The organism is uncultured Dialister sp. (genome assembly GCF_937959425.1).
Classification (GTDB): Bacteria; Bacillota; Negativicutes; order Veillonellales; family Dialisteraceae; genus Dialister.
In genome coordinates, this window is record NZ_CALGPS010000199.1 from 1 (window position 1) to 21,209 (window position 21,209).

The window sequence follows — 21,209 nt, forward strand, 5'->3', positions numbered from 1 at the left end:
AGCGGACAGCCGACAGCGGATAGCGGAATTTTGACTGTCTGACGTCTTCCCGCCGACTGGCATTTACCGGCCTTTGTCTCACTTACGCCACGTACCAAGATTCTTCACTGCGTTCAGAATGACGGTGCCAGGCGGATAGCGGACAGCCGACAGCGGATAGCGGAATTTTGACTGTCTGACGTCTTCCCGCCGGTCGGTATTTACCAGCCTTTGTCTCACTTACGCCACGTACCGAGATTCTTCACTGCGTTCAGAATGACGGTACCAGGCAGGAATACCGCCCAGCCCACTGCGGATAACGGATAGCCGACAGCGGATAGCCGATAGCTGTCTCACTGTCCCACTGTCTCACCAGTACACCAGCTCACTAGATCACTAGATCACCAGCCCGCTAATTCCCATGGAGCGGATTATGCACATTGAAGGGCATAAGGTTGTCCAGGCTGTAGGGGGTTTCCTGGTACACGAAGTTCAGCCAGTTGTGGTAGAAAAGGTGGGCGTAGCTGCACCACACGAATCTTGGTTTCTCCTGGGGATCGTCGTAGGGATAGTAATTTTCCGGCAGACGGATGGGAAGCCCCTTTTCCCGGTCCCTCTTGTACTCCCATTCCAGGGTGCGAAGGTCGTATTCGAAGTGGCCCAGCACGAAAATGCGGCGGGATTCTTTGTCGGAAATGATGTTGATCCCGTTTTCCTCGGACCGGGAAAGGACGGTGAGTTCCGGCGTGGCGTCCACTTTCCTGTCATCAATGGATGTATGGCGGGACTGGGGGATGAAATAGCGGTCATCGAAGCCCCGGAGGAGGGGATGGTAGGCAAGGGTGAGATTGTACTGGTAAATGCCGAAGAGTTTCCTTGGAAGGATTCTCTTTTCCACGCCGTAGTCCCGGTAGAGCCCTGCCTGGGCAGCCCAGCAGAAATGGAGGGTGGAGAATACGTGGGTGTCAGCCCAGTTGAAATATTTCAGCATTTCCGGCCAGTAGTCCACCTCTTCGTAGGGCATTTTTTCCACCGGCGCTCCGGTAATGATGAAGCCGTCGTATTTTCTGTCCTTGATATCATCAAAGGTAAGGTAGTTTTCATCCAGGTAGGACCGGTCCGTATGGGTGGTCTCCCTGGAAGCGATGCGGGCGAAATCCACATCCAGCTGCAGCGGCGTATCGCCCAGAAGGCGGAGAAGCTGCACCTCCGTCGGTTTCTTAATGGGCATAAGGTTCAGGATCAGGATTTTCAAAGGACGAATATCCTGTGTCCTGGCCCTTTTCTCCCCGATGGTTACGATGCCTTCCTTCTTCAGTTCCGTAATGGCATCCAGTCCGTCTGCAATTTTAATCGGCAAAATAAAACCTCCCTGTGCAATAAAAAAATCTCGTCCCCCTAAGGGACGAGATACTCGTGTTACCACCCAATTTCGCCTTTCCGTCACCGGAAAAGCCTCTGCAGGTACGCCGGCCATGCCTTGATACCCTGTCTCTGTATCGGGAGACTCCCGGACTGCTTCACCATTCAGCATATCAAGCTCAGAGGCCATCTTCCCCGTGCTCTCCTGCGCCCCTTCCCACCAAACGGGGCTCTCTTTGCCATTCCTGCACCGGTACTCTTCTCTTCCCTGCTTCTTTGAAATTATAGCTATTTTAAACTGTCCTTTGGTAAATGTCAATAGGGCCCCCTTTGGCGGCCCGGGTGCAGAGGGTTCATGGACACGCCCTTTGGGCGTGAGGGTTCTTAGGTTTGACGGGCCTACGGCCCGAGGGTTGTGGATTGCCGCTTCGCGGCAATAAGTTTTTAATGCCGCCTGTTGGCGGAAAGGAGCCGCTACGCGTAGAGGAAATGGCAGTTAGCAACTGGCTGGATTCGACTTGTACCTTTGGATTCATCATCAAGATTCACATTACTATGATTGGCCGCCTTTGGCGGCCACCCCCTATCCGGCTGCGCCGGACTTCCCCCCTATTCAGGGGGCAGAATAAACCTCTCTATGCTTCCCTGCATTGTCATATGTGGCACACTGTTCAGCGCCCATAGTGCCCCCTGAACAGGGGGAAAGGTGGTGCCGTCAGGCACCAAAGGGGGCGGGCCCATAGGGCCCGTGAATTGTGATGAAAAAGGTTCTTAAGGTTCTTAGGTTTGACGGGCCTATGGCCCGAGGGTTGTGGATTGCCGCTTCTCGGCAATAAGTTTTTAATGCCGCCTGTCGGCGGCATGGCTCGCTCCGCTCGCGGGGAAAGGTGGTGCCGCAGGCACCAAAGGGGGGACGCTTTTCTATCGCCCGTCAGGGCGTTGTGTGGTTTTCGCTGCCCCGGGCAGCATATACTTATCACCGTCAGGCGATACCACAACCCTCAGACGCGAAGCGTCTGTCAAACGTAAGAACCCTCTGGCCCAGCGGACAACGGAAAGCCGACAGCCGATAGCGGAAATCTGACAGTCTGCCGTCTTCCCGCCAGTCGGTATTCTTTAGTGGACTAGTGAGCTAGCAGGAGCCATTAGCGGTACTCACCAAGATTCTTCACTGCGTTCAGAATGACGGTGCCAGGCGGATAGCGGAAAGCCGACATCGGATAGCGGATAGCTGTCCCACTGTCTCACTGTCTCACTGTCTCACTAGTACACTAGTTCACTATCTCCCCTGTGAAATTGTGAAGAACCATATAGCGTATACATTTTAAGAAGCTCCTTTTCTCAAAAGAGAGGGGGCCTATTCTTATATTTATATCTTTCTTTCCATCGGATACGGACAGGGTAGGGATTCTATTTTCTTCCCTATTCTCCTCTATTCTCTATTTTTTACAGGATTTGAACCGATTGACCTTCTCTTGACGAAATCTTTTCCTTCTTTTTTCTCTTCCCGCTGCGTCCTGTGAAAAGTGAATTCACAGATTTTCCTTCTGTGGATAACCTGATTTCCCTCTAAAAGCCCATATTTTCTACCTGCTTTTCCTCTGTTTTCCACTTTTACCCGCACTTGTTCACAGGTATTCACAGTTTTCTGTGTATATCTATGGTAGACATCCCCTATCCCTCCCCTTGTTTTCTATATTTCCCATTCTCATTTTGAAGTTATAAACAGATTGTGAATAAGTCTGTGAAAAAGGGCGATTCCTTTGATTTCATGAATAAGTATACCTTTATTTCCCTTTTCCCCCTTTCCACGCAAAAAGAGCTGCGCCAAAGCGCAGCTCTTTGCGTTGCATCATTATTTGTCTTCTTCGATAGGATAGTCCTGGAGGGCATCGTAGCCTTCTTCGCCGGTGCGGATCTTGACTGCATTGTCCACGGTGGTGACGAAGACTTTGCCGTCGCCGTACTTGCCGGTGTAAAGGGCTTTCTTGGCCACTTCGATGACAGTTCTTGGGGAAATCTTGGATACGACCATATCCACACGAACCTTCGGAAGAAGTTTGGCGGAAACCGCAGCGCCGCGATACATCTGGGTCTGACCCTTTTCAAGGCCGAAGCCCAGGGCTTTCGTCACGGTCATGCCGGTAATGCCGATGGCTTCCATGGCGGTTTTCAGGATTTCAAAACGCTTGTCGGAAGTAATGATGGTGACGCAGTAGAGGCGGTGACCGTCAGCCGGCGGTTCCTTTGGTACCACCGTTTCCGGTATTTCCTTATCCATAGGAATTTCTACCGCATTCTTCGGAGCCTTGCCGGCTTCGATCTTTTCTTCTGCTGTTTTCGGAACCATCATGAAATCTGCATAAGCGGAGGCCAGGCCGTGTTCTTCGAAGTCCAGGCCGTTGATTTCCTCTGCTTCGCTGACGCGGAGGCCGATGGTGGCACGGATGATACGGAATACAATGTTAATGGCAATGAATACGTAAACAGCTACTGCCACAACGCCCAGAATCTGGACGAAGAGGTAATGGGGATCCCCGGTGTAGAGGAGACCATCGGATTCGGAGAAGAAACCGGTAAGGATGGTGCCCAGAGCGCCGCAGCCGCCGTGGGCTGCAATGGCACCTACGGGGTCATCGATTTTCAATTTCTGGTCAATGAATTCAACAGCATAAACAATGAATACGCCGGCAATGAGGCCGATGAAGAAGGAGCCGGGAACGGTGACGGTGTCGCAGCCGGCGGTAATAGCCACCAGGCCTGCCAGGCCGCCGTTCAGTGTCATGGACACATCGGGCTTGCCGTATTTCACCCAGGTCACAATCATAGTGGTGCAGGCTGCTACCGCTGCGGCCAGGTTTGTAGTAATCATGATATGACCGGCGGATTCGATGGTCTTGTCACCGGTCATGGAAACGGTGGAGCCGCCGTTGAATCCGAACCAGCCCATCCACAGGATGAACATGCCCAGGCAGGCAAGGGTAATGCTGTGGCCGGGGATGGCGTTCACGCTGCCATCCTTATTGTACTTGCCGATTCTGGGTCCCAGGAGCCATGCACCGACGAAGGCACATACGCCGCCAACCAGATGGACACAGGTGGAGCCGGCGAAATCATGGAATCCCATTTCCGCAAGCCAGCCGCCGCCCCAGATCCAGTGACCGGAAATGGGGTAAATCAGAAGGGAAATAATAACGGAGTACACGCAGTAAGCGGAGAACTTCGTCCGTTCTGCCATGGCGCCGGAAACGATGGTAGCGGAAGTTGCACAGAACACAGTCTGGAAGAAGAGGTATGCCATGGAGGTATAACCTGCATCATCGGGCACCTGGAAATGAGTGACAAAGAGATCCGGCGTACCGATGATGCCGCCGATATCCTCGCCAAACATGAGGCCGAAGCCAAGGAACCAGAACACCACAGTGCCAAGGGCAAAATCCATGAAATTCTTCATGACGATGTTGCCTGCGTTCTTCGCCCGGGTCAGCCCCGTCTCCACCATGGCGAACCCCGGCTGCATGAAATACACCAGGATAGCCCCTAAAAGCACCCAGATCGTATCCACCGACGAATACCTGCCCTCCGGCTCCGCGGCCATAGCCACCGCCGGCGTGGCCAGCGCTGCCAGAAGCAGAGGCCACTTTCGCAATACGGCTTCCATTTTTTTCATAAAACCCACTCCCTCCTGAAAAAGATGCCTGACCATGAACGGCGGCCCTCCTTATGAAAAGCGAAAGAGCCCGGAAAACATTTCCGGGCTCCCTTGTCCAAAAGAAAAAGCCTGATGTGAACCATTCACTATCAGACATCCTTGTCAAAAAATATGTACTTGTGACCTTGCGGTCCTTTGTTATGTACATAGGATACAATAGCATTTAAAAAACGTCAAGAGGGAAATTTCAGAAATATGAGTACGGGACAGCTGACAAACTTTATTGCCCCGCCTGCGGCCCTCCCCTCATTGTCCCCCCACCTGCGGGCGGGAAGGTGGTGCCGAAGGCACCAAAGGGGGCAGGACCCGGGGGTTGTATAAAAGGTTCAGAGGATTCGGCCTCTCCCCTCATTGTCCCCCCGCTTGCGGGTGGGAAGGTGGTGCCGAAGGCACCAAAGGGGGACGGGCCCGAAGGGCCCGTATGCTACGATGGAAAGGGTTCTGAAGTTTGACAAGCCCTTCGGGCCTGAGGGTTGTAGTGGCGCCCTGCGGGCGCAAATTAAAAGCCTCCTTCCTTTGGAAGACAGAGGTCCTGCAAGAGACTTCTGAGCCAGGTTCATATGTAAGCATAACAATATTTTCTTAAAACAATTTTGGCAAAGCACAGACAAAAACAAGCGAGCATTATAAATGCCTACCAAACCGCCCATAATAGTGGGAATATCACAAGTAATCACACTCTCCTGGCACTTTTTCACATACTCCTTTTCGCTTCCCTAGACATTCCCTGCAACCATGCCGCCCTTTACTCATGTTTCTTAAAGTTCTCCGCCTGTTCCAGCACTTTTTCAAACACTTCATCATCCCATTCAGGCGGATAGCCGTTTTTGTAGAGAAGAACGGTGAGGTCCATATTCAGCTGGTTTTTGATATCATCCTTGGTGGACCAGTCTGCGTACTGAGCTTTATCATCCACCAGTTCCTTGATTTTCCTGGCCAGCAGGATGCATTTGTCATCGGCATAGGGGAAGCCATGGTCATCCCGTACCTTCACAAGGATGTCATAAAACGCCTTTTCCTCGAAGGTAATCCCCATCTTTTCAAAGGACACCTTATCCTTCTGTAAATCCTTCATGATGGAAATGAGCTGATCTGAGAGGTCGTTTACGAAATCCGATACCACTTCACTGGTAAAGACCAATTTATCCCGGCTGTTATAGGCATCCACCACCTTCCTCAGTCTTTCCGCAAATTCGATGGATTTGACTTTATTTGTCCGACCATAGGAGGTAATAGCCTTTTTCAGGAGCTTCAGGAGGGCATTGAATTTCGTGATAGGCAGCTTCACCTTTTTCAGTTCTTCAAGGAATGCATCGCTGAATATATCCACCGATTTCTGCTCATCCACAATATTCTCAATACCGGTGCAGGTGATGGCATCCCTTACCATGCCTTCCACTGCCCGGTTCATGATTTCCGCATCCGGTGCATCTCCACGGGTCTCTTTGTAAATAATGGAGCGGATGGCCAGATAGAACTGAGCCTCTGCGGTTTCCTGATCCGTCAGCTCACCGGAAGGGAAGCAGATCTGGTAAGCTCCCTTCAGTCGCCGTGACAGGCCCATAAAGCGGGTCTGCCTATCCCTGGAGAACTGCACATATTCCGCCGCTTCATTCAGGCAGACAAGCCTTTCCAGCGGAGTTCCCTTATAAAAGCGGGATGCGTCGAAACGGGAAAGCAGGTCCCCTATCATGGCCAGATGATTCCTGAAAATGGATAAGGAAACCGGAAGCTCGTCGATAGGATTTTCCTGAAGGCTGCCGTACTGTTTCACTGCCTCCGCCATATCCCGTTTGATGCCGATATAGTCCACCACCAGACCCCGGTCTTTCCCTTCAAATACACGGTTCACTCTGGAAATCGTCTGTATCAGGGTGTGCTTTCTGAGGGGCTTGTCGATATACATGACAGAAAGAGAAGGGCAGTCAAAGCCGGTAATCCACATATCCACCACGATGGCGATTTTGAAATTGGAATCTGTGTTTTTAAACTGCTTTTCCAGCATTTTGCGGTACTCCTTCGTGCCGCAGCGGTCAAACAGTTCCTTCTCATCGTCTTCACCGCGGGTAGCCACCAGATTGATTTTCGGAAGAGCCACCAGTTTATCCAGCGCTTCCCGGTCCAGTTTTTCTTCATTCTCAGATTTATGGGGCACCGCCCACTCCGGCCGCAGCTGTTCGATGGCTTTCAGCAGCTTTAACCCGTTCTGCCTGTCGGCGCACACAATCATGGCCTTCTGCACCACCTCCGGCTTCTCCGCGCAGAGCGCTTCATAGTGGGTGACAATATCCGCCGCCATCTTTTTGATTCGCTCCGGATGGCCCAGTATGGCTGCCATGGTACTCATGGCCCGCTTGCTTTCCTCCACCTGCGAAGGATTCGCCCCTTCCTCTATGCATTTCTCATAATACTTCTCAATATCCCTGGCCTGTTCATCGGAAAGAAGCACCCTGGCCAGCCGGGGCTCATAGGCAATGCGTACCGTGATGCCATCATCACTGGATTCCTTCATGGTGTAGCTGTCCACCACATCACCGAAAACAGCCACCGTCTCATCGATAGGCGTTCCGGTAAATCCGCAGTACACCGCATGGGGAAAGCTGTCCCGCAGATATTTGGCAAATCCAAAAGTGGTGTACACACCCTTATCCGTTTTCTTCAGCCGGGAGCCTGTATTGGTCTGGGTGCGGTGCGCCTCATCGGACAGGCAGATGATATTGCTCCGGTCCGACAGCAGGCCCGTGCTTTCACAGAACTTCTGGATCGTGGTGATATAGACACCGCCGCTGGGCTTGTCCCTGAGCGTCTTTTCCAGGTCATCCCTGCTTTCTATACTCCTCACATCACTCTGGTGCAGATAGGTCTTGGCCGTCGTAAAAAGCTCCGACGTCTGGGTATCCAGATCATCCCGGTCCTCCAGAAGAATGATGGTGGGATTCCTGAAAGTTTCCGCATCTCGAAGCATAAGCAGCCGGGACAGGAAAAGCATGGTATAGGTCTTACCGCAGCCGGTGGCGCCGAAATAGGTACCGCCCTTCCCGTCTCCCGCAGGCCGCATATGCTTTTTAATGCTGGCCGCCATTTTCTCCGCGCCGAAAAACTGAGGATACCGGCACACGATGACCTCATCCTTGTCGCTGTTGTCCGGATAAAAGATGAAATCCCGCAGGATTTTCAATATACGGTCCCTGGCAAAGGCCCCTTCAATCATGGTCATGAGGGAGCTGATACCATGGGCAACGGTCTCCTCCTCATTCACCTTATTCCAGGCATAGTAAAAGGGATAGGGCGTAAAAATACTGCCCAGCCTGGTATTCGCCCCGTCGCAGATAACCGATAGGAAACAGAACTTCAGAAGATTGGGAATATCCCGCCGGTACCGGATGGAAATCTGCTTCCATCCGTCATAAATGGTTTTCCCTTCCTCTATGGCAGACTTGAACTCAAAAATGCCTACAGGAATGCCATTGAGGAAAAGGAGCAGGTCCGGGCGGCGCAGGTGCTCTCCCAGCACGGAATACTGGTTCACCACCCGGAAGATATTGTTATCCGGATGGTCGAAATCCAGAAAATCAATATGAAGAGCCACCTCCCCTGGCCTGTCACGCACCAGGTCAAAGCCCTCTGTCACCAGATGGAAAGCCTGCCGGCTGGCATGATACAGCGGCACAGGCGGAATCAGGGCCAGCATGTTGAAAATCTTCTTCATCTCTCCGTCGCTGAGGTGTTTTTCCCCATACCGGCGGCTTAGGAAAGTCCGGAAATCCTCCTCCAGCAGCACATCCTCATACCTGCGGTGAATGGTATCTCCGTAGGTATACTCATAGCCCTGCTGCCGGAAAAGGGAAATAATGGCCTCTTCCAGGTCCTTTTCCTCAAACTTTCCCCTCTCGAAATGATAATCCATGTGCCCATCCCCTTTCCTCAGCCTTCCCCTTCCTCCAGGGAGCCCTTGATTAATACGGGACATATACTCTTGATTTCTTCTTTCAAACGGTCGCTGATAGCCCTTCGGTCCACATAGGCGGAATATATATCGGAAATCGCTTTCTGCTTCCTGATATCCGGAAGTGGAATTTTAGTTTCATAAAATCGGTCTAAATCCAGATTTGAACGAATACTTGAATCGCTCATGAACCAGCCTCTCCGGTCACTTTCATGGCGGGAAAACCACATCATAATATATTCAGGAATTACACGAATGGACTTTGTCTGCAGTACAGTATAGGCCGGCGAAACAATGACGGGTGCACTTTTTTGTAATAAAGCAATTCTGATGCATCTGTCCCTTCCCGTCTGCATACCGCTATAGGCAAATTGTCCTTCTTTAACCACTTTATATCGTTTAAGGTTAACTCCCATTGTATTCGCTACAGAAGGCATGAACTGCTTTGTGATATTAATCCCCTGAACATCGGTGATAGAACCATCTTCATTTCTCTGGTCAACTTCTTCAAGCAAGTCACCTACAGGCACCTTATCTGATAAAGACTTTTCTTTATCTAAGATAGCATCCACAGTTGTTTTCAAATCATCCAGCCCCTCTTCATAGCTCTTCTGATTGGCCAGGAGGGCTTCATAGATGGCCACATACTTCTGCTGTACAGCCAGGGGAGGGAGATTGATTTCAATGTCACACATTTCTTTAAACGTGAAAAGTTCAGTAGCACTTCCCCATGAATTTATAATCGCATATCTATCAAATTCTGGTCTGTTATAATACATGTAAAGATATTGTGGAATCAAAATACACTTCGCTTCGCTCTTTATCCCAAATGCTATGTTATTGAATGAAAAGAGCAGTGTTTCTTTAGTGTTATTAAATCCCAGTCCAACCTTGTCACCCATTCGTGTAGTACGTGGATTATATATAAACTCTTCGGGTTTAATGACATAAAATTTGGATATCACGTCATTTGTTACTGATGCTTTTGTTTGAGTTATTTCCTTATTATTTGAAATACCTCTAACCGACCTCAATCCATATTTTTGATCTGAATTTTTTCTATCAATTTCATATATCAAATCTCCCAGCCTATACTTAGTCAATGCCATAGCCGATCCCCCTGAATGCTTCCTCCAGCATGGACTGGGACTGCTTTTCTTTCTTCATCAGTTCCTTCATTTCCTGCCGGATGCGGGCCATTTCCTTCGGGTAGTCGATGTCCAGGTCATGGTCGATGAATTGGATATACTTGCTGGGCGCTAGGGAGTAGTCCTTGGACCGGATTTCATCCAGGGTTACAGAGCGGCACAGTTCCGGCACGTCCTGATAGAGGGACCGGTCCGGTGACTGCCAGTGGTTATAGATTTCCTTCACCCGGCGAATCTGCTCATCGGTCAGGGTGGTTTTTTTCTTTTTCTTGCCCTTGTCGATGACGATTTCATCTACATTCTGGTTCCAGGTGCGAAGGTCCATGAAAAGGACTTCATGGCTCCGGTCCCGCACCGGCCGTCCGTGCACTTCTCCCGCCTTCTTGTTCATGTTAATAATCCAGAGGGTGACAGAAATATCGGTGGTGTAGAACATATCCCTTGGCAGCACGATAATGGCTTCCACCCGGTCCTTTTCCAGAATGGATTTCCGGATGATCTGCTCATCGCCGCCGGCATTCAGTGCACCGTTGGCCAGAAGGAATCCCGCAATACCGTGCATTACGTCCAGCTTGGAAATGATGTGCTCTATCCAGGCATAATTCGCATTGGCCACCGGCGGCATGACACCGCCATAGCCCTTGAAGCGTGGATCATCGGTGAGCTCGTCCTCCCCGCGCCACCCTTTCAGGTTAAAGGGCGGGTTGGCCATAACGTAGTCCACCTTCCTGTACTTGTGGAGATCTTCGGTAAAGGTAGAGGCGCTCTTTTCGCCCAGATTATGGGAAATGCCACGGATAGCCAGATTCATTTTGCACAGGCGCCAGGTGTCCGGTTTGCTTTCCTGCCCTATGATGGACACCTGGTTCCTGTTTCCCTTATGCCGGTCCACAAATTTCATGGACTGCACAAACATGCCGCCGCTGCCACAGCAGGGGTCATACACGACGCCGCTGTAGGGTTCGATGAGCTCTGCAATGAGTTTTACCACTGATGAAGGTGTATAGAATTCTCCGTCCTCCTTGGTGCCGGAAGCTGCATAGATGCGAAGAAAATATTCATAGACCCGGCCGATGAGGTCTTCTTCCTTAAATTGCTTGGCGTCGATTTTATTGACGTTATCGATTAAGTCCTTCAGCTTCGTATTGCTGGCGCCCAGGGTGGCAAAGAACGTATAGATGGGATTGCCATCCTTATCCCGTGCGGACAGGGCGCCGCGCACGGAAGGATTCAGTCTTTCAATGTCTGCCATGGCTTTATCCAGAATGACAGCGATATCATTGTCACCGGCATGGGCCACGATATAGGGCCACCTTGATGTTTCATTCAGATAAAAAACATTATCCGAATTATAGGAAGCCGGCTTCTCCTTGAGGATATTGAAAAGTCCTTTATCATTGCCATAGGACTTCTTCAGCGCTTCGTACCTCTTCTCAAACTTATCGCCTGCAAATTTCAGGAACACCAGGGAAATCACGGCATCCCTGTTTTTCTCCGTGCTTCCTACGCCGCGGAGCGCCACCCGGCAGTTCCATAAAACCGTTTCCAGAGATACTTCTTTATCTTTCTTAACAGCTCGTGCCATATCCTGCACCTCTTCATATCATCGAATCTCATAGCTTTCCAAATCAAACCACTTTTCCTTTTATATTATACAATATCCCCATGACAGTATATGGCAAAATAAAAAGGCCTCCCACACTTTTGTGAAACGTCACAATGTATTCCGGCCTGCAATAGATTATGTTTTCTTCTGCACAAGCAAAAACTTCCTGAAGCTCTATGGTTAGAGCTCCAGGAAGTTTTTGCAAGCCACATCTCTCAACAAGGGAAGGGCCGATTAGGACGGCTATCCGCCATTTCTCCGGAAGTGTTGCAATCCACGCTTCCCGTGAGGGAAGCGACGTCAAAACATGGAAGAATTACCAGTCCTGTTCCCTATTTCAATCCACGCTTCCCACAAGGGAAACGACAGTATGGTCAAGCGGTCCCCTGATGGCCGCACGAATCGGCGTGGTTTCCGCGAACCGGGATTTCGAGAGTTCCCATACCAGCGGATTTCATGCCTTTTTCTTTTGGGCGCTTGGGGCTCGCGCTTGCCGCATGACGCGTTATGTTTTCATAACCCATCATTTTTCTCCATTATACTATTTTTCAAAGCATTCCGTCTGCCCAGCGGCAAGGGGTCGGCGGGAAGCCTGACGTCTACCCTTTCTCGTCGTCCCCTTCCACCATATCCCGGAACCGGTCTTTTTCTTTCCGAAGGCAGGCGAAGAGGCGGGCTCTGGCACGGTAGTAGGTGGCGCGGCTCATGCCGGTGCGGCCGGTGATGGCCTGCCAGCTGTCTCCCCGGAGGATGGCGGCGAGGAGTTCCCGGTCCTCCGGCGTGAAGGGGAGGCTGTCGGCGATTTTCCGCACCGCTTCCATGGGGTCCATTTTCAGGGGCGCCCTTTCATCGGGGATGTCTTCCAGTCCTTCCAGGGAGTGGACTTCGCTTCTGAACCGTTTGGCTGCGGTTTTGATGATGTCCCCTTTTTTCCAGTACAGGAGGCGGCGTATGTAGTAGGCGAAGTACACGCCTTTGGCGCTGTCGTAGGCTTTGACGCCTTTAATGAAGGCCAGGGTGAGGTCCTGGAGCAGGTCTTCCCAGTCCAGTCTGGTTTCCCCTGCCACCAGTTTCCGGAGGAGGGGTTCATATTTCTTAAGGAGGCGCATCATGGCCTCTTTGTCTCCCTGCCGGGCTTCCTGAATCCATTTCTTTTCTTCTTCATAATGATTTTCCTTTTTCATCTGCTGTCCGTTTCCGGCATGCCTTTTGTATTTCCGCGGCTGGTTTCAGCATAGATGAAATAGAAATCGAACTCAAGTTCTGCGTCGCAGCCTGCAATTTCCTTTTTTCTTCTTACAGGGCCGGCAGGAAGGAGGGGCGCCCTTAGGCAGAAGGGCAGGGGCCTTTTCCTTTTTGGACTGAAACAGGGGAAGGATTTTTGAAATATCCATTTCCATGGTATGTGATGTATAATAGAAATAAAGGAAGACCATTTGAAAGAGGTGATTTGGATATGGATAAAATTCATATTAACCTGGGGAAGGACTCCTACGACATCCTCATCGATTCAGGGCTGGTGCGGAAGGCAGGGCCGGCGATCCGTGACCTGACAGGCGCCGAGAAGGTGGCTGTCATTACGGAGGACGGCATTGACAAGCTCTACGGCATGAGTCTTGTGAAATCCCTGGAGGATGCAGGGGTGCGCACCCAGATGATCGTGGTGCCTTCCAGTGAGAAGTCCCGCACCCTGGGCATTGTGCGCCGGGTGTACGGCGCTCTGGTGGATTTCGGCCTTGGTTCCAGTGATGCCCTGGTGGCTCTGGGCGGCCGGGTGGTGGGCGATATTACCGGCTTCACGGCAGCCACGTACCACCGCGGCATTTCTTATATCCAGTTCCCCACGTCCGTGCTGTCCCAGATCGGCAGTTCCATCGGCGGGAAAATCACCCTGGATCTGGATATACCCGCCGGGAAAAATGTGGTAGGCACCTTCTACCAGCCCAAGGCGGTTTTCATCGACCCCGGCATGGCGAAGACCCTGCCCCGCCGCTATTTCCACAACGGTCTGGGGGAAGCGGTGAAGCTGGGCTGTGTGGCGGACAAGGCGCTGTTTGAGCTTTTCGAACAGGTGTCGTCGGACATGGATATTTACCGGGTGCTGCCGGAAATCATCCGCCGCTGCTGCACCATCAAGGCCCACTATGTGGAAATAGATCCTTTCTCCAAAGGAGAGCGCCGGATTCTGGACTTCGGCCACACCATCGGCGGCGCCATCGAGCGGTGCCTTCGGTATAATGACGCAGAAATCACCCACGGCGAGGCCACGGCCATTGGTATGTACCTCATCACCCGCCGTTCGGAGCTGGAAGGCCTCACCAAGAGGGGCACCACCTCCCGGCTGGAGTACGTGCTGAAATCCCTGTCCCTGCCTACCAGCACCACCATTCCCTATGACATTCTCTACGAGGCGGTGAAGCACGATAAAAAAATCAAGGGCGATGTAATCCAGATCACCCTGATCAAGGAAATCGGAAAGGGCTTCCTCTACACCATGCCGGTGAAGGAGCTGGGCCAGTTCCTGAAATAGGAAATCAAAAAGACGAATCTGCGGATTGGCAGATTCGTCTTTTTGATTGGCCCCGTGTGGCTTCGCCTTGTGGGCGTGAGGGTTCAAAGGGTTCTCTCCCCCCCCTGTTGTCCCACCGCCTGCGGGAGGAAGGTGGTGGCGCAGCCACCAAAGGGGGCGAAGGTTCTTAGGGTTCTGAAGTTTGACGGGCCCTTTGGGCCCGAGGGGTGTGGATTGCCGCTTCGCGGCAATAAGTTTTTATGCCGCCAAAGGCGGCATGGGCTCGCTTCGCTCGCCTCCCCCTTCCACCACTTCGTGGTCCCCCCACCCCCGCATGCGGGGGTGGGCAAGTTTGTGGGGGGGAGAAAGCCAGCTCCCCCGATCCCGATCAAGGGTTCAGAGGGTTCTCTCTCTCCCCTGTTGTCCCAACGCCTGCGGGAGGAAGGTGGTGGCGCAGCCACCAAAAGGGGGGGCGAAGGTTCTTAGGGTTCTGAAGTTTGACGGGCCCTTTGGGCCCGAGGGTTGTGGATTGCCGCGAAGCGGCAATGATTATATATGCCGCCTGACGGCGGCGGGCTCCATCAGCGTAGAGTATCATTTCGTCATGTGCCATTGTGCACCCCTTCGCCACTTCGTGGCCCTCTTCACCGGTCAGCCAGACAAAAGGAAGGCCCTTTTATGGGCAGGCTAAGGGCCAACTTCGACTGACTCGGAGACCCCTATGCAGGGTCTCCGCCTCAAGGGGACGCAAGAGTTTGTGCCAATAAAGTTATTTGTGTCATTTCTATGTTCATCATTCTGCTGAAATTGGCCACTATCGTGGCCACCCCCTATCCGGCTGCGCCGGACTCCCCCCTATTCAGGGGGGAGAATAGTCCTCTCTACGCTTTCCTGCAGTGTCATATGTGGCACACTGTTCAGCGCCCATAGTGCCCCCTGAACAGGGGGAAAGGTGGTGCCGCAGGCACCAAAGGGGGACGGGCCCGTAGGGACCGCAGGTTGTGGAAGAGGTTCTTAAGTTTGACCGGCCTATGGCCGGAGGGTTCTGAAGTTTGACGGCGGCCTTTGGCCGCTGAAGGTTGTGGATTGCCGCCTGACGGTGGCGCCTTTGCTCCGCAAAGGCCTATCCTCAGCCCTGCCCCCCAGCTCCTTCCAGCGGAAGGAGCCTTACATTACGGGATTTCCTTCCCGCCGACCGGTATTTACCGGTATTTACCTGTCTTTACCTCACTATCGGCACGTACCGAGATCCTTCACTGTGCTCAGGATGACCGGCGAGGCGGCGGGAAGTCAGATGTCTGACGTCTGAAGTCTGATGTCTATCCCCTGTCACTTCCCAAATTTTTCTTCAAAGGCTTCTTTTTCCGCTTCTTCTCTTGTCTTCCCCTGTTTCATGAGGCGGCGGATTTCGGCTTCCATGGCTTCGTAGTCCTTGGGGATGATGCGGCTGATGCGGGGGAGGAAGCGGTTCCACTGGGCCAGGATTTCTTCGGCTCTTTCGCTTCTGGTGCAGATGTAGTGTTCTTCGATGAGTTTCCTGACTTCTTCCGCTTCTTCCGGGTTATCCAGCGGTTCGACATGAACCATTTCGTGGTTTACCAGTCTTTCGTCCAGGTCTACTACGTAGGCGATACCGCCGGACATGCCGGCTGCCAGGTTGAGGCCGGTCCTGCCGAGGATGACGGCTTTGCCGCCGGTCATGTATTCGAGGCCGTGGTTGCCTACGCCTTCCACCACCACGGTAGCGCCGCTGTTTCTGACGCAGAACCGTTCGCCGGCCCTTCCGGAGACGAAGGCTTTGCCGCCGGTGGCTCCGAAGAAGGCTACGTTGCCGATGATGACGTTGTCTTCTGCTTTGAATGTGGCTTCTTTAGGTGGATAGATGATGATTTTGCCGCCGGAGAGGCCTTTGCCGGCGTAGTCGTTGGCGTCGCCTTCCAGTGTGAGGGTGAGGCCTTTGGGGATGAAGGCGCCGAAGCTCTGTCCGGCGGATCCGGCGAAGGAGAGGCGGATGGTGTCTTCCGGCAGTCCTTTTTCTCCGTACCTTCTGGAAATCTCACTGCCTACGATGGTACCGGTGACGCGGTTGGTGTTTTTGATGAAGAGTTTGGCCCGTACCGGTTTTCCTTCGTCCAGGGCGGGTTTGCACATGCGTACCAGTTTGGCCATGTCCAGGGTCTTTTCCATTTCATGGTCCTGTTTTTTCATGAAATGGTGTCCCACGGAAATATCAGTATAGGGGCGGAAGAGGAGGGCGTCCAGGTTCAGTGTGTCTGCCTTGGGGTTTCCGGTGAGGCCTTTCTGTTTGAGACGGTCGTTTCTTCCTACCATTTCTTCCAGGGTGTGGAAGCCCAGGCGGGCCATGATTTCCCGGAGGTCTTCGGCCACGAAGCGCATGAAGTTTTCCACGTATTCCGGTTTGCCGGTAAACCGTTTCCTCAGTTTTTCATTCTGGGTGCAGATGCCCATAGGGCAGGTATTCCTGTTGCAGACGCGGTACATCTGGCAGCCCAGGGCGATGAGGGGGCCGGTGCAGAAGCTGAAGAGTTCAGCCCCCAGAAGGGCAGCGATGGCCACGTCCCGGCCGGTCAAAAGTTTGCCGTCCGTTTCCAGTTTCACCCGGTCGCGAAGCTGGTTCAGAAGGAGTACCTGCTGCACTTCGGAGAGTCCGATTTCCCAGGGGAGCCCTGCATGGCGCATGCTGGTTCTGGGGGAGGCGCCGGTGCCGCCGTCGTATCCGCTGATGGTGATACCGTCGGCCTTGGCTTTGACTACGCCTGCGGCAATGGTGCCTACGCCGCTGCCGGCGGTGAGTTTCACGTTGATTTCCGCTCTGGGGTTGGCGTTTTTCAGGTCAAAGATGAGCTCCGCCAGGTCTTCGATGGAGTATACGTCATGATGGGGCGGCGGGGAAATCAGGGATACGCCGGGTGTGGAGCGGCGGGTGCGGGCGATGGCGGGATCCACTTTGCTGCCCGGGAGGTGGCCTCCTTCGCCCGGTTTAGCACCCTGGGCGCACTTGATCTGGATTTCCGAACCGTGAACCAGGTAGTTCCCCGTGACACCGAAGCGGGCGGTGGATACCTGTTTGATTTCATCGTTAATGCTGCTGCCGTCGGGGAGGGGTTCGAACCGCTCTGCGTCTTCGCCCCCTTCGCCGGTGTTGCTGCGGCTGTGGAGGGCGTTCATGGCTTTGGCAATGCATTCGTGGGCTTCTTTGCTCAAGGCGCCATAGCTCATGGCGCCGGTGCGGAAGTGGCGGATGAGGGAGTCCGTGCTTTCCACTTCTTCGATGGGAATGCTGCAGCCGGCGGGATAGGTGAAGTCCAGAAGGTCCCGGAGGCGGATGAGGGGCTCATTCACCTTTTTCGCATACACTTTGTAAAGTTCGTAGCTTCCAGTGCGGCAGGCCTGCTGGAGGAGGCGGATGGCTTCTGCAGACAGGATGTGGGGTTCGTCGCCGTTTCTGCGGTATTTGAAAACGTCCCCTGCCGGAAGGCCTTTCTTCCTGCCATAGGCTTCTTCATGGCGGCGGCGGTTTTCTTCTTCCATGTCCGCCATGCCCAGGCCGCCTACGGGGGAGGCGGTGTGTCCGAAATAGGTATCTGCCACTTCTCTGCCGATGCCTACGGCTTCAAAAATCTGGGCGCCGTGGTAGCTCTTCACGGTGGAAATGCCCATTTTGGACATGACGGAGAGGATGCCCTTCACCGCTGCGTCCATGTAATTTTGAAGCGCTTCTTCCTCCGTCACATTCCCCAGCCTTCCCTTTGCCGCCAGATCCCGGGCCGTGTCCAGGGCCAGGTAGGGGTTGATGGCGGTGGCGCCGTAGCCGATGAGAGTGCAGAAATGGTGCACTTCCCGAGGTTCGCCGGACTCCAGGATAATGCCTACGTCCGGCCGCACTTTTTCCCGGATGAGGAAATTGTGAAGGCCTGAGGAGGCCAGCAGGGCGGGGATGGCCAGGTGCTCCCTGTCCACGCCCCTGTCGGAGAGGATGAGGATATTGTGCCCCTTCTTCACCGCTTCCAGGGATTTGGCAAAGAGCGCTTCCAGTGCTTTCTCCATTTCCCCCTTCCCTTCGGGATAGAGAAGGGAAAGCACCACCGGCCGGAGACGGTCGTCCTGAAGATGTTTCACCGCTTCCATTTCCTCATTGGTGAGAATGGGCCGGTCCATGGCCAGGGCGGCGGTGCCCTTCTCGTCGGGATCCATAATGTTGGCCATGTTGCCCACATACACCGTGGAGGAGGTGACGATTTTTTCACGGATGGCGTCAATAGGCGGGTTCGTCACCTGGGCGAAGTTCTGCTGGAAATAGTCGTACAGGAGCCGGGGCCTCTCCGACAGCACGGGGAGGGGCGAATCCATGCCCATGGCGCCGACGGGATCTTTTCCTGTCTGGGCCATGGGGATAATCATGTCCCGCATGTCCTCCTGGGTGTAGCCGAAGGCCCGCTGCTCTTCCTCCAGCCGGGCAGGGGCGGGCTTTTCCATTTCCTCCTTCGGCAGATCCTTCAGGTCAAGGATGTGCTCTTTGCACCAGGTGCCGTAGGGATGGGCCTTGGCCATGTTGTGCTTGATTTCCTCGTCTCCCACAATGCGCTGCTGGGAGGTGTCGATGAGGAAAATCTTCCCCGGTTCCAGGCGGCCTTTGTAGAGCACATCCTCCTGGTTCACTGGCACGGAGCCCACTTCGGAGGACAGAATCACCCGGTCGTCCTTCATCACGTAGTAGCGGGCGGGGCGCAGGCCGTTCCTGTCCAGCATGCCGCCGATGGTGATGCCGTCGCAGAAGCAAATGGCCGCCGGCCCGTCCCAGGGTTCCATCATGAAATTGTGGTACCGGTAGAAATCCTTTTTCTCCTGGCTCATGGAGGGATCCTTCTCCCAGGGTTCCGGTATCATCACCATCATGGCGTGGGCCATGGAATGGCCGGCCATGTGGAGATACTCCAGGCAGTTATCAAACATGGCGGAGTCGCTGCCCGTCACGTCCACCACCGGGAAAGCCCGGGCCAGCTCCGGATAGTCCGAAGGCCTGGACTTGCTCTCCCGGGCATTCAGCCAGTTGATATTTCCCTGGATGGTATTGATTTCCCCGTTGTGCACGATGTAGCGGTTCGGATGGGCCCTGGCCCAGCTGGGGAAAGTATTCGTGCTGAACCGGGAATGAACCATGGCCATGGCAGTCTTGAAATCCAGATCCGACAAATCCAGATAGAAATGGCGCATCTGGTCGCTGGTAAGCATGCCCTTGTACACAATGGTGCGGGACGACAGACTGGCAATGTAGAAATCCGTGCCCATGCCTTCGGACAGGGGGATGATTTTCTTCTCCGCCCGCCGCCGGATAATGTAGAGCTTCCGCTCAAAATCCATGGACTCCGAAAGCTCCGGATTCCGTCCGATAAATACCTGCAGGAAATGGGGACGGATGCGCCGGGCCTCCTCGCCGATGAGGCTTTCATCGATAGGCACCTCCCGCCAACCCAGCACCGTCTGGCCTTCCTCCTTCACGATTTCCTCAAAAATCCGCTTCTGCTCCTCCCGGAAATCACGGTACCGGTGGGCAAAAATCATGCCTACCCCGTACTCTCCCTCCGGCGGCAGATGAAATCCCAGCACCTCGCACTCCCGCTGGAAGAACTCATGGGGAATCTGGGTCAGTATCCCTGCGCCGTCGCCGCTCTTCTGGTCCGCGCCTTCCCCGCCGCGGTGCTTCAGATTCTCCAGAATCTTCAGCGCATCATCCACGATCCCGTAAGACCGCTTGCCCTTGATATTCGCCACAAAACCGATGCCGCAGGCATCATGCTCATTCCTCGGATCATACAGCCCCTGGGGCTTCGGTAAATCTCTCCATATCTCTCCCATACTCCACGCCTCCCGTCGAAACAAAAAGCCGGACACGCAGCAAAAAGGCTGCATCGTCCGGCTTCGGAAAACTTTAGTTGTATTTTGTATTATAGCACTGTAGTAAAGTGAGGTAAATAGGGAATTCATGAGCTGGTGGGATAGTGGCTAGTGGAGCGCGGAACGCTCCGGGTGCAGAGGGTTCCCTCCCCCTCACTTATTGTCCCACCGCTTGCGGGGGGAAGGTGGTGCGTTAGCACCAAAGGGGGGCGGGCCTGTAGGGCCCGTAAAAGGAAAAAGGTTCTTAGGTTTGACGGGCCCCTGGCCCGAGGGTTGTGGTGGCGCCCTATGGGCGCAATATAAAGTCAGCGTTACGGGGCTTGCATTTGTGCCACTATGGCCCCCCGTCATTTCGAGCGGTGGTACAAGCCGGTTTGAATCCTGCCTTACGATGGAGCTAGTGAAAGGGAGCCGAGAAATCTCCCTGCAGGGCGCTGCCTTTCGATTGGTCAGCCTACTAAAAGGAAGGCCTCTCTATATTTCTCGCTTCCCCTTGCCACCCCTATTCAGGGGGGGCAGAATAAACCTCTCTATGCTTTCATGCATTGTCGTATGTGGCACACTGTTCAGCACCCATAGTGCCCCCTGAACAGGGGGAAAGGTGGTGCCGCAGGCACCAAAAGGGGGGGCGGGCCTGTAGGGCCCGCAAACGGGAAAAGGTTCTTAAGATTGATGGGCCTACGGCCCAAGGGTTCTTTGGTTTGACGGTCCCTGTGGGGCCGAGGGTTGTGGTGGCGGCTGACGCCGCAGGTTGGGACCGCCTGTCGGCGGCAGGTTGTGTCGAAGGGTTGAGGAAAAAGGTTCATGGACACGCCCGGGGCGTGAGGGGGCAGAAGGTTCGGCCCCTTTTATTGTCCCCCCGCTTGCGGGGGGAAGGTGGTGGCGCAGCCACCAAAGGGGGCCTGCAGGTTGCATAGAAGGGCTGTGGGGGAAAAGGTTCATGGACACGCCGGGGCGTGAGGGGGCAGAGGGTTCAGCCCCTTTTATTGTCCCCCCGCTTGCGGGGGGAAGGTGGTGGCGCAGCCACCAAA

9 protein-coding genes are annotated in these 21,209 nt (G+C 53.8%); 1 reads left to right on the forward strand and 8 read right to left on the reverse strand.

Annotated elements, in window-relative coordinates; genetic code table 11:
• Window positions 1–391 precede the first annotated feature (391 nt).
• The 7 genes from metA to Q0482_RS08475 form a co-directional block, all read right to left on the reverse strand.
• A complete protein-coding gene (gene metA, locus Q0482_RS08445; protein ID WP_299145426.1) occupies window positions 392–1,339 on the reverse strand; it encodes a homoserine O-succinyltransferase in 948 nt (315 codons plus the stop codon).
• A gap of 1,434 nt (window positions 1,340–2,773) precedes the next feature.
• Entirely contained in the window at window positions 2,774–2,953 is a 180-nt protein-coding gene (locus Q0482_RS08450) for a hypothetical protein (protein ID WP_299145428.1), read from the reverse strand.
• 243 nt (window positions 2,954–3,196) lie between these two features.
• Window positions 3,197–4,939 (reverse strand): ammonium transporter, encoded by a 1,743-nt coding sequence (locus Q0482_RS08455; protein WP_366517994.1) that lies wholly within the window; start codon window positions 4,937–4,939, stop codon window positions 3,197–3,199.
• Between the two features lie 859 nt (window positions 4,940–5,798).
• The gene (locus Q0482_RS08460) at window positions 5,799–8,960 is read right to left on the reverse strand and encodes an HsdR family type I site-specific deoxyribonuclease (RefSeq protein WP_299145431.1); all 3,162 of its coding nucleotides are present in this window, start codon (window positions 8,958–8,960) and stop codon (window positions 5,799–5,801) included.
• Between the two features lie 17 nt (window positions 8,961–8,977).
• Window positions 8,978–10,108: a restriction endonuclease subunit S gene (locus tag Q0482_RS08465; protein ID WP_299145433.1), complete on the reverse strand. Its 1,131-nt coding sequence runs from the start codon at window positions 10,106–10,108 to the stop codon at window positions 8,978–8,980.
• Window positions 10,095–11,732, reverse strand: a complete 1,638-nt coding sequence (locus Q0482_RS08470) for an N-6 DNA methylase (protein WP_299145435.1) — start codon at window positions 11,730–11,732, stop codon at window positions 10,095–10,097. Before Q0482_RS08470 ends, Q0482_RS08465 begins: the two co-directional genes overlap by 14 nt.
• 620 nt (window positions 11,733–12,352) lie before the next feature.
• A complete protein-coding gene (locus tag Q0482_RS08475; protein WP_299145437.1) occupies window positions 12,353–12,937 on the reverse strand; it encodes a helix-turn-helix domain-containing protein in 585 nt (194 codons plus the stop codon).
• Window positions 12,938–13,209: 272 nt separating this feature from the next.
• On the opposite strand from Q0482_RS08475, the gene Q0482_RS08480 reads away from it, so the two are divergent.
• On the forward strand, window positions 13,210–14,283 hold the full coding sequence (locus tag Q0482_RS08480; RefSeq protein WP_299145439.1) for a 3-dehydroquinate synthase family protein: 1,074 nt from the start codon (window positions 13,210–13,212) through the stop codon (window positions 14,281–14,283).
• A gap of 1,308 nt (window positions 14,284–15,591) precedes the next feature.
• Here the strand turns inward: Q0482_RS08480 and gltB are convergent.
• Entirely contained in the window at window positions 15,592–20,139 is a 4,548-nt protein-coding gene (gene gltB / locus Q0482_RS08485) for a glutamate synthase large subunit (protein ID WP_299145441.1), read from the reverse strand.
• Between the last annotated feature and the right edge of the window lie 1,070 nt (window positions 20,140–21,209).